At 58.3% G+C, this 10,506-nt stretch carries 14 protein-coding genes; 8 read left to right on the forward strand and 6 right to left on the reverse strand.

The features are described 5' to 3' along the window. Nucleotides 1–148: 148 nt before the first annotated feature. Both Q0M74_RS01445 and pth (Q0M74_RS01450) read left to right on the forward strand, forming a co-directional pair. Nucleotides 149–760, forward strand: a complete 612-nt coding sequence (locus Q0M74_RS01445) for a 50S ribosomal protein L25/general stress protein Ctc (RefSeq protein ID WP_293951071.1) — start codon at nt 149–151, stop codon at nt 758–760. 169 nt (nt 761–929) lie between these two features. Then, nucleotides 930–1,463: an aminoacyl-tRNA hydrolase gene (gene pth, locus Q0M74_RS01450; RefSeq protein WP_293951073.1), complete on the forward strand. Its 534-nt coding sequence runs from the start codon at nt 930–932 to the stop codon at nt 1,461–1,463. A gap of 3 nt (nt 1,464–1,466) precedes the next feature. Here the strand turns inward: pth (Q0M74_RS01450) and Q0M74_RS01455 are convergent, their stop codons facing one another. The 4 genes from Q0M74_RS01455 to Q0M74_RS01470 form a co-directional block, all read right to left on the reverse strand. Then, nucleotides 1,467–1,640 carry a hypothetical protein gene (locus Q0M74_RS01455; RefSeq protein WP_293951075.1) on the reverse strand — a complete coding sequence of 58 codons (174 nt, stop codon included), beginning with the start codon at nt 1,638–1,640 and terminating at the stop codon, nt 1,467–1,469. 20 nt (nt 1,641–1,660) lie between these two features. Further along, a complete protein-coding gene (locus Q0M74_RS01460) occupies nt 1,661–1,864 on the reverse strand; it encodes a hypothetical protein (protein WP_293951077.1) in 204 nt (67 codons plus the stop codon). A 133-nt stretch (nt 1,865–1,997) separates the two neighbouring features. After that, complete coding sequence (locus tag Q0M74_RS01465) at nt 1,998–3,440, reverse strand: glyceraldehyde-3-phosphate dehydrogenase (RefSeq protein ID WP_293951079.1); 1,443 nt, start codon at nt 3,438–3,440, stop codon at nt 1,998–2,000. A 52-nt stretch (nt 3,441–3,492) separates the two neighbouring features. Continuing rightward, nucleotides 3,493–4,512: a nitronate monooxygenase gene (locus Q0M74_RS01470; protein ID WP_293951081.1), complete on the reverse strand. Its 1,020-nt coding sequence runs from the start codon at nt 4,510–4,512 to the stop codon at nt 3,493–3,495. Here Q0M74_RS01470 and pth (Q0M74_RS01475) point away from each other — a divergent pair. The 5 genes from pth (Q0M74_RS01475) (at nt 4,511) to Q0M74_RS01495 (ending at nt 8,135) form a co-directional block, all read left to right on the forward strand. Beyond that, nucleotides 4,511–5,170, forward strand: coding sequence for an aminoacyl-tRNA hydrolase (gene pth / locus Q0M74_RS01475; RefSeq protein ID WP_293951083.1), 660 nt, complete (start codon nt 4,511–4,513; stop codon nt 5,168–5,170). The two genes, Q0M74_RS01470 and pth (Q0M74_RS01475), sit on opposite strands and share 2 nt — an antisense overlap. Nucleotides 5,171–5,377: 207 nt before the next feature. Further along, nucleotides 5,378–5,581, forward strand: coding sequence for a hypothetical protein (locus Q0M74_RS01480; RefSeq protein WP_293951085.1), 204 nt, complete (start codon nt 5,378–5,380; stop codon nt 5,579–5,581). Nucleotides 5,582–5,733: 152 nt separating this feature from the next. Beyond that, nucleotides 5,734–7,374 (forward strand): peptide chain release factor 3, encoded by a 1,641-nt coding sequence (locus Q0M74_RS01485; RefSeq protein WP_293951087.1) that lies wholly within the window; start codon nt 5,734–5,736, stop codon nt 7,372–7,374. 214 nt (nt 7,375–7,588) lie between these two features. Next, nucleotides 7,589–7,927 (forward strand): DUF2199 domain-containing protein, encoded by a 339-nt coding sequence (locus Q0M74_RS01490; protein WP_293951089.1) that lies wholly within the window; start codon nt 7,589–7,591, stop codon nt 7,925–7,927. Next, entirely contained in the window at nt 7,914–8,135 is a 222-nt protein-coding gene (locus Q0M74_RS01495) for a hypothetical protein (protein ID WP_293951091.1), read from the forward strand. The genes Q0M74_RS01490 and Q0M74_RS01495 overlap by 14 nt, the downstream gene beginning before the upstream one ends. An 8-nt stretch (nt 8,136–8,143) precedes the next feature. On the opposite strand, the gene Q0M74_RS01500 is transcribed toward Q0M74_RS01495, so the two are convergent. Both Q0M74_RS01500 and rraA read right to left on the reverse strand, forming a co-directional pair. Then, a complete protein-coding gene (locus Q0M74_RS01500; RefSeq protein WP_293951101.1) occupies nt 8,144–8,794 on the reverse strand; it encodes a hypothetical protein in 651 nt (216 codons plus the stop codon). A 200-nt stretch (nt 8,795–8,994) separates the two neighbouring features. Beyond that, on the reverse strand, nt 8,995–9,507 hold the full coding sequence (gene rraA / locus Q0M74_RS01505; protein ID WP_293951093.1) for a ribonuclease E activity regulator RraA: 513 nt from the start codon (nt 9,505–9,507) through the stop codon (nt 8,995–8,997). 271 nt (nt 9,508–9,778) lie between these two features. On the opposite strand from rraA, the gene Q0M74_RS01510 reads away from it, so the two are divergent. Further along, on the forward strand, nt 9,779–10,506 hold a 728-nt coding region (locus Q0M74_RS01510; RefSeq protein ID WP_293951095.1), incomplete at its 3' end, for an MMPL family transporter.

Consider the following 10,506-nt stretch of genomic DNA (forward strand, 5'->3'; position numbering starts at 1 on the left):
TTAGACTTCACTTAGGAATCCTGCCTGTTAAGGGCTGATCCCCTGCCTGCGAAGACTCGACCAAGACATATCGAGTCTCGGTCGTGGGCTTTTTCTTTTTGTCGCGGCCGAGTTGATCCACATCCTCTTCCACAACAAGGAGAAACACATGGCTAACAAGTTCGAGAGCATCGAAGCAGCAGTCCGCAACGAGTTCGGCAAGGGTTCCGCACGTCGCGCCCGCATGGCCGGCAACATCCCAGCCGTCATCTACGGTGCTGCACTGGAGAACAACCTCCACGTCACCCTGAACCACCGCGATTTCGCTGGCCTGGTCCGTCGCAACGGCGTCAACGCCGTCATGGAGCTGGACATCGAAGGTGACAAGCAGCTCGTCATGATCAAGCACATCGATCAGAACGTTCTGAGCTTCAACATCGACCACCTGGACCTCCTCGCCATCAAGCGTGGCGAAAAGGTTGAGGTTGAGATCCCAGTCATCATCGAGGGCCAGCCTGCACCAAACACCATGGTCGTCCAGGATGCCGACGCCATCCTCGTTGAGGCTGACGCACTGAACATCCCAGAAGAGATCATCGTTTCCGTTGAGGGCCTGGAGCTCGGTGCTCAGATCACCGCCGGCGACATCAAGCTCGCCGAGGACATGACCCTCGTCGACGATGCTGAGCTGCTCATCGCCAACATCGTTCTCCCAGCTGTCGAAGAAGCACCAGCTGAGGACGAAGAGGGCGACGCTGAGGCTCCTGCCGCCAGCGAGTAATTCGCCTCCTAGTAGTTTCCTAACTACTTCTCAGGGACCCTCTTCTCCCCCAGGGATCTGTGGATGTGACAGTGCACAGATCACATCCACAGATTCCACCGGGAGAAGGGGGTCCCTGTTGTTTTTCTTCTTTCCCTCTCCACGTGGGTGGCATGGTTGACTGGAGGGTGTGAATGACTCCCCTCTTCTTGTTGTAGGCCTTGGTAACCCCGGCCCGAAGTATGTTGGTACCCGCCATAACATCGGCTTTGAGGTCGTCGAGGAACTCGTCAACCGCAACTACGCCAACTTCAGCACGCATAAGCGTTCCAATACCGACATCGCCCAGTTACCCGGCATGATCGTGGCCAAACCACGCAGCTTCATGAACCTGTCAGGCACCCCGATCCGGGCCCTGTGTGACTTCTTCAAGATCCCACCCGCCAGCATCCTGGTGATCCATGATGAACTGGACCTGGATTTTGGTGAGGTCAAACTCCGTCAGGGCGGCGGCGATCACGGCCATAATGGATTGAAATCCACCACCAAGTCCATCGGCACCAAAGACTACTGGAAGCTCAGCATCGGTATCGGACGTCCCCCGGGCCGCATGGATGCTGCCTCATACGTGCTCAAACCCTTCTCCAAGAAGGAAATGGAAAGCGTTCCGATCATGGCTGCTGATGGCGCCGACATCATCGAAAAGCACCTCGCCAGCCTCTGAGGGTCACCACCGCCGGGCGTGCTTGAGGGCTTTGGCCAAGGCGGCATCATCAAGTTCCAACGCGCCCTGCTTCCGCAGACGGTGAGCCACCGTGGGGCAGGATGAACATCGGGGATCATCCTTGCAGCATTTCTTCTTGACCTTGCCCGATGCCAGGCGTTTGCGCACCTTGGTCATGGATTTCCCCATGGTGACGCCTACTTCCTGCGCGCTTCCTTGAGGCGGCGTGGCAGATCAACATCATCATTTTCCAGCGCGCCGGTTTTGAGCAGACGTGTGTAGACCACCGGGCAGTTGGTGCAGCGCGGCATCTTCCGGCAACAGGTGCTCTTCAGCTTCATACCCAAGGGATTGTGGGTCACCCTAACGCGCGAAGTTGATTTCTTCTTACGTGTGCTCATACCCCTCGAGTGTAGTCCCTGCCACACCAGCTGCATAGGGTAGGCATAGCAAACAACCCCCTTCCCATCTCGGTGCCTGTGGCGGCACCGGGGTGAAGGGGGCTGTGAGGGTTTATAAAGCTACCTCAGGGTTTTAGAGAGATACCGGGATGGCACGCTCCGGGTAGACCTTCGGACGTGCGCCCGCGATCTCCTCGACGATGCGGACAACCTGGTTGGAGTAGCCGAACTCGTTGTCATACCAGACGTAGAGCACCAGGTGACGGCCGGTGGCGATGGTTGCCAGGCCGTCGACGATGCCCGCGTGGGTGGAACCCACGAAGTCGGTGGAGACGACCTCAGGGGAGCGGATCCAATCAATCTGCTGACGCAGGTTGGAGTGCAGGGAAACACGACGCAGGAAGTCATTGACCTCATCGCGGTCCACTTCCTGGTTGAGGGTCAGGTTCAGCACAGCCATGGAGACATTCGGGGTGGGAACGCGGATGGCGTTACCGGTGAGCTTGCCCTCGAGCTCCGGCAGAGCCTTGGAGACAGCCTTGGCTGCACCAGTCTCGGTGAGCACCATGTTCAGACCGGCAGCGCGGCCACGACGGGACCCCTTGTGGAAGTTGTCAATGAGGTTCTGGTCATTGGTGAAGGAGTGGACGGTCTCCACGTGGCCGAACTCAACACCGTAACGGTCGTTGATGACCTTCAGCACCGGGGTGATGGCGTTGGTGGTGCAAGATGCCGCGGTGACGATGTTGTCATCTGCGGTGATGTCATCATGGTTGATGCCGTAGACGATGTTCTTCAGATCGCCCTTGCCTGGTGCCGTGAGGATGACCTTGGAAACACCCTTGGCCTGCAGGTGCTGGCCCAGTCCCTCGCGGTCGCGCCAGCGGCCGGTGTTGTCCACCACCACCGCGTCGTTGATGCCGTATTCGGTGTAGTCGACGGTGGCTGGGTCATTGGAGTAGATGACCTGGATCGGGGTGCCGTTGGCCCAGATGATGTTGTTCTCGTGATCGGTGGTGATAGTGCCGTCGTAGGCACCGTGCACGGAGTCACGACGCAGCAGGGACGCGCGCTTAACCAGGTCATCCTCGGAGTTCTTGCGGACTACGATGGCGCGCAGACGGGTGCCGTCGTAAAGTGCTTCACGGGAGACGAGGATGCGAGCCAGCAGACGGCCGATGCGGCCGAAACCGTAGAGCACCACATCGGTGTGCTTGCGGTTGGATCCGGCACCGATGACGTCCGCCAGGGACTCCTCCAGGAATGCACGGAGGTCATCCTTGCCGGAGTTTTCAAAATTGTAGGCCAGCTGTCCGAGATCGATCGACGCGCTACCAAGATCCAGTTCAACCAGTTCGCGCAGAATCGCCAGGGTGTCCCGCAGTGGCAGTTCCTTGGAGGTGATGTGACGCGCGTAGCGGTGGGACTTGATGATGTCGATGTCCGAGACATTCACAAGGAGACGACCGAAGACCGACACCACGACATTGTTATTACGGTGGAGGCGCCCGATGAGGGGCACCATTTCTTCCGCAACGGCGATGCGTTCGTTCCAGTCCTTGTGGTTGTTGGTCATTTAATGCGTCCTTCGATAAAGGGTAGATGGAAACAATCCCCCCTAGACTAGCTCAAACAGACGGATTCAATGATTTTAATATCTGTTTCGCCGGCCCCGAATTGATGTTACCAATACCGGCACCTGCCAGGCAGTAGGCGTAATCCCAGTTCCCTGACGGTCCCGCCGCAGAACGCAAGGAGGCGATCATGGCATTCAGGTACGGGTAGACCGGGGGTAGACTTTCATTCTCCCGCACAAACCTGGTCTCAATCCCCCTGGCATACCTCCCGGAGAAGGCCCTCGAGGTCACTGAGCTCAGGCCCTTATCCACAGCACTGCTGATGATGGTGCGGTTGACGTCGCTGGTACCGGACTCATCGCACAACAGGAAAGCCGAACCACAGGCCGCCCCGGCAGCCCCTGCATCCAGCACACGTGCCACATCACCTCGGGTGGAAAGACCTCCTGCCGCCACCAAGGGAATCGTCACCTCCGCATGCATCACCGCGCGCAGTAATTCATCCAGCGGCCGGATATCCGGTTCCTCCGACACAGACCAGGTGGAACGGTGCCCACCGGCTTCCGGGCCCTGCACCACAAGCACATCAGCACCAGCCAGTTCCGCCCGGCGCGCATCTTCCGGGTTGGTCACCGTCACCCATGCTTCAATGCCCGCCTGTTTCAGGGTAGTGAATTCAGCTGCGGAGAAGATTCCGAAGGTGCAGGAGATGACTGCCGGACGTGCGGCCACAGCGAGGTGGAACTTCTCCTCCCAGCCGTTGCTGAGATCCACGGTGGGTACCCGTGGTTCGCCCAGACGGTATTCCCGGAAGGGCTGAGTGAGCAGCCCTGCCAGTTCATCAATGTGTGAGGGGGTCGGCTCCTCGGTCTGTGGGCGGAAGAGGTTGATTCCATAGCGTCCGGTCATCTGCGCCAGTTCAGCCTGGAATTGCTCCACGCCCATCACACCGGCTGCGAGAAACCCGAGTGTCCCGGCTTCTGCTGCGGCGTTGACCAGAGCAGGGGTGGAGGGGCCTCCTGCCATCGGTGCGATGAGGACGGGAAGTGTCAGCGAATCGAGAATACCCATGCCAACCAATACTATTGATCCCGTGAGTTTCCTCTCCAGCATCAGATCCCTTTTCCAGAAAAATTCTACCCCCGCCACCCCGGAGCCTTCCCCACCTGCCGCGCAGTGGCTGGTGGTGGGTCTCGGCAACCCCGGCCCCAAGTACGAATCCACCCGGCACAACGTGGGCTACATGTGCGTGGACGGGCTTATCGACGCCCATCAGGCCCCTCCCCTTTCGGCAATCCGGGGAGTCAAGGTGCTCACCACGACGCTGCCCAAGGCGGCAGAGAGCACACTTGCGGTGCGTTCGACCACCTTCATGAATCACTCCGGCCAGGGTGTGGCACCTCTGGCACGCCAGTTGGGGATTCCTCCAGAGCGCATCATCGTGGTCCACGATGAGCTGGATCTGCCCGTCGGCAAGGTCCGCTTGAAGCTGGGTGGTAATGAAAATGGCCACAATGGTCTGAAGTCTCTGACGGAAGAACTGGGCACCCGGGATTATCTGCGGGTGCGCATCGGTATCGCCCGCCCACCGAAGGGCATGAGTGTCCCTGACTATGTTCTGGCCCCCGTGGCTGAGCAGCAGCCCGGCATTGATGTGGCGGAAGATGCGGTGGAATTGATCATCGCCAAAGGACTCTCAGCAGCCCAGAACAGCATCCACAGCCGCTAAAAACACGTTCTTAAATGAGAGTCCTCTCATCACGGTTTCATCTTCATTTCATAGGCGCTGGCCAGGGCATATGAGAAAAATAAGGGGCATTTCCAAGGGCTAGCGGAGTGGGTTTTCCCGTGCTGTAGTGGGAATCACTGAACAAGCAATCCCACGCAGGTTCAGTGCACACAGCCCCCTTATCCTCTTCTTCCTAGGAGCCCCACCATGGATTTCGCAGCAATCATCGCCAGCATCCTTGCCCTGTTCGCCCCTTTCTTCGGCGGTGTCGACAATGCCCCCAACCCGGCCCAGCTGTCCTCTGTTGTCAACGATGTTGACGATTGGGATGATGACTGGGACGACCGTTGGGACAATGACGACGATGACGACGATGACGACGACGATTGGGATGATGACTGGGACGACTAGTCTCTTCCCTACCCGCCACCACTTTTCCGCCATCCCAGGCGGTGAAAGTGGTGGCTTTCTGCTTGGGGTACAAGGGATGCTGATAAGCAGAAATCAGCACCGGCCAGTGCCAGCTAGGGACTGCACCACCCCACCGGCTATTCTTAGTAGCCATGAGCACCACCAGCACAGCAGCAGAGGCACAACGCCGCAGAACATTCGCCGTCATCGCACACCCCGATGCCGGTAAGTCCACATTGACTGAGGCACTCGCCCTGCACGCGCACATCATTTCAGAGGCTGGTGCCACCCACGGCAAGGCTGGCCGTAAAGCAACCGTCTCCGACTGGATGGAGATGGAGAAGGATCGTGGCATCTCCATTGCCTCCTCCGCCCTGCAGTTTGAATACGCCCCGGAAGGCCACGAGGGTGAGCCGTACATGATCAACCTCGTGGACACCCCGGGCCACGCGGACTTCTCCGAAGACACCTACCGCGTCCTCATGGCCGTCGATGCCGCAGTGATGCTCATCGACGCCGCCAAGGGCCTTGAGCCACAGACCCTGCAGCTCTTCCGCGTGTGTAAGGCCCGCGGCCTGCCCATTGTCACCGTGATCAACAAGTGGGACCGCGTTGGTCGCTCACCACTTGAGCTGGTTGAGGAGATCGTCCAGGAAATCGATCTCCAGCCCACTCCTCTGTTCTGGCCTGTCGGTGAAGCCGGTGACTTCCGTGGTCTGGCACGTATCAACGAAGACGGTGAAGCCGAGGAGTACATCCACTTCACCCGCACCGCCGGTGGATCCACCATCGCCCCGGAAACAAACTACACCCCGGAGGAAGCCGAAGCCCGCGAAGGCGAAACCTGGGAAAACGCTACCGTGGAAGCCGAGCTCCTGGCAGCTGATGGCGCAGTCCACGATCAGGAGATGTTCCTCTCCTGCACCACCTCCCCACTGATCTTCGCCTCCGCAATGCTGAACTTCGGTGTCCACCAGATCCTGGATACCCTCTGTCAGCTTGCCCCGGAGCCTCATGGACGTGACGCCGACCCCAAGGCCATCGAAGCCTCCACCACCGCCATGGATGAACGCCGCGAAGTCACTGATCCCTTCTCCGGCATGGTGTTCAAGGTGCAGGCCGGCATGGATAAAAACCACCGCGACACCCTCGCCTTCATGCGCGTGGTCTCTGGTGAATTCGACCGTGGCATGCAGGTCACCCATGCCCAGTCCGCCCGCAGCTTCTCCACCAAGTACGCCCTGACAGTCTTCGGCCGTACCCGCTCCACGGTGGAAACCGCCTACCCCGGCGACATCGTCGGCCTGGTCAACGCCGGGGCACTGGCACCTGGTGACACCATCTTCGAAGGCCGCAAGATCCAGTACGCACCGATGCCGAAATTCGCCCCGGAACACTTCCGCATCCTGCGTGCGAAGTCCCTGGGCAAGTACAAGCAGTTCCGCAAGGCTCTCGAGCAGCTGGATTCCGAAGGCGTTGTCCAGATCTTGCGCAACGACCTGCGTGGCGACGCCAACCCAGTCATGGCCGCTGTCGGCCCGATGCAGTTCGAAGTCATGCAGGCCCGCATGGAAGTCGAATACAACGTCGAGACCATCGCGGACCCGATCCCGTACACCATTGCCCGCCGCACCACCGCAGAAACCGCGGTGGAGCTGTCCAAGCAGCGTGGCGTGGAGATCTTCACCCGCACCGACGGCGAGATCATCGCACTCTTCGGCGATAAGTGGCGCCTGTCCTTCATTGAGAAAGAACATCCGGAGTTCGTTCTGGAATCACTCGTAGCGGAATAAACTCTCCGCTCCGGAAGGATCAGAAGCCCATCATTTTTGGTGGGCTTCTTCTTTTATCTACCACCCCCATGGGAGAGGAGTTATCCACAGGTCACAGGGTAGGTGGGAATCCATCCACAGGTTGAATGAGAGGTTACTGGGCAGGTTGGGACTTTCGTTTTAGCGTGTGTGGGAAAACACTCTTTGATCACCACCAGCACTGGAGAGAACCCCTGTGAAACCTGTAACTTTTTACTGCGCTACCTGCACCGGTCCCCACTTCGGCTTTCCCGCCATCACCAGAGGCTATCCGGATATCGTCTTCACAAAGATCACTGAGGGAACATCTGACCGGATGCAGATCAACGATGATGTCTGCAGGATCCTCTACCCCAAACCGAAACGCAACTTCGTGCGTGCCAACCTGGACATCCCCATCATCGGGGAAGCTGAGCTCTTGCAATATGGTCTCTGGGTGGAACTGACGGAGCACTCCTTCGCTCTGTATCAACGCTATGAGACGATGAATGTCCCCATTATTCTGGATGGGTGGCTAGCCAATGAGGTCCCCTGATTTTCCCGGCACACGGGGTATCCCGGTGAAGATCGAGACCCGCAGTTTTCCGCTCCGACCCCTGTTGATACCGGTAGTAAACGACAATGACCTGTGGCGTGCCTTCGACTCTGGCATGGAAGACTGGGAAGCACAGATCCGGATGGAACTCTCAACCCTGGTCACCTCACCACTACCGCTGACCATCGCCCCCGGTGAATCAGCCTAGGAGGCCATCTACAACAAGGAGATGACACCCATGCCGGTGAGCAGAACAGCAACGATATATCCGGCAGCCTTCGCCACGGTGGTTCTATTCCGACCAGCTTTGTCAAAGAGCACACCGATGGGGCTTTCCGGATAGGCCCGGACCAGTCCGACCAAGATAGCCACAATGGTAGGCAGGCTCAGCGCCAGGCTGGCGTATACCACCAACCCGCCATATCTGATGCTCACACTGAAATCACCAGCGCTCAGGATCGCCAGGCCAAGATAAAACGGCAGGGAGGTCAGGGACTGCACAAGCCCCAGAATGAAGCCGGCAACCACGGTCTTCCAAGACGGTGCGCGAACCGGCCCTAAGAACCGTTCAATCATCTCCGAGTTACCGCCGCCCTTACTGAGCATGGTGGCGATGAAGGAGATGATGCCCACCACGATCAGGATGATTCCATAGGCAGGTGATTCCAGGAACTGCTCGACCAGATCACCGAGCCCATCGAAGATGAGCATGACAATCAGGCAGAGAGTGAACACCCCGAGCCAGTCACCGGCGATCAGCAGCGTAGTAATGCGCCCATACTTACCTGATTTGGGGAGAAACGCCGCAATCGCCACGATGATGCCGATCAGGAGAATATTCACCGAGTCCAATAACGCGAAGAGCACAGCCTGAACCTCAGGTGGCACTTTCGCAAAGGTAGAACTCACGGCATCAAGCACAGGCGGCACTCTTTCAATTTGACCAACAACAAAGGTGAAACCCCACTCCCACCAACCCGTTTCCAGGATCAATGTTTAAAAGGGCACGGGTGGAGCTTTCCACCTTTAAGGCGTGTCGTTGAAAAAGCGGGAGATGTTACTTCCCGCTAGTTCTGCGAAGGTGCCTCCACCGGGTTTTCGGTAACCACGATACCGTCGCAGTCCGCGTACAGGTAATGACCTGGGATAAAGTCCACGCTGCCGAAGGAAACAACCACGTCACGGTCCCCTGCCCCGGTTTTGCTGGATTTACGGGGATTGGTCCCCAGTGCCTTGCAACCGAAATCCATCTGTCCGATGACAGCGGAATCGCGGATGGCACCGTTGACCACCACCCCTGTCCAACCGTGGTCTTTACCCAGGCCGGCGATGATGTCACCGACCAATGCTGTGTGCACGGAGGCATCGCCATCAATGACCAGGACCCCGCCGGGGTTGTCCTCACTGAGGAGGGTTTTCAGCAGGGCATTGTCCTGGAAGCACTTCACCGTGGTGATGCGGCCGTGGAAGTCAGTTGCGCCGCCCAGGTTCTTGAACTGTGTGTCGCAGGAACGGACATCATCGCCGATGATGTCTACGAGGTCAGCTGTTGGAATGAAGGTCACCTTGGAGTCAGTCATGACACCAGCATAAAACCCAACCAGTACGTCTGTCCTGGTTTTGGCTGCTTCTTTGCCGATGCTCCCCTGACCTGGCCCTCAGATCCCAGAAACGTTGGGTGCATCACAAACAGCCCACACCATTCGCGCATACAGCCCATCCAGATCTAAACTTGCACTTCATGTGCAAGTTTTCACGGGATGTGCAAAATCGTAGGGATTTCCCTCGCTGATGAACACCCAAGCTGCGCACACCACTGACCGCACGTCATATAAGAAAACTTAAGGACTCATGTCTAAATTCCTCTATAAGGTGGGTTCACTGGCCTACCGGAAGAAATGGCCTTTCCTGGCCTTCTGGATGATTCTGCTCATCGCCACCGGAACCCTGGCCGGCCTGTTTGCAAAACCAACCACCAGTTCCTTCTCCATCCCCGGCATTGACTCCGTGGTCACCATGGAAAAGATGCAGGAGCGCTTCCCCGGTTCCGATGATGCCACCAGCGCCGCCACCGGTTCGGTGGTCATCCAGGCACCGGAGGGCACCACACTCACTGATCCAGCTGTATCAGCTGAGGTCAACGCCATGCTCGCTGAGGTCCGTGACACCGGTGTGCTTGTCGACGCCGACACCACGGTCATCGACCCCGTCATGGCTGCCCAGGGCATGGCCGCACAGATGACCCCAGCCCTTGAAGCACAGGGTGTCCCAGCAGAGAAAATCGCTGCAGACCTCGCCTCAGTCAGCCCCTTGAGTCCTGACGAGACCACCGGCATCATCTCCATGACCTTTGATGCCCCCACCGTCATGGATGTCACTGCTGAAGATCGTGAAGCAGTCACCAGCATCCTCGAGGAGTACGACGAAGGTGAGCTGACTGTTGTCTACAACGGCAACGTCTTCGGTGCCGCCGCGACCACCATCAACATGACCTCCGAGATTATCGGTCTGCTGGTCGCAGCCGTCGTCCTGATTGTCACTTTCGGTTCCTTCATTGCCGCTGGCATGCCGTTGATCTC

Origin of the sequence: uncultured Corynebacterium sp., from assembly GCF_945649885.1 — a bacterium.
Taxonomy (GTDB): Bacteria; Actinomycetota; Actinomycetes; order Mycobacteriales; family Mycobacteriaceae; genus Corynebacterium.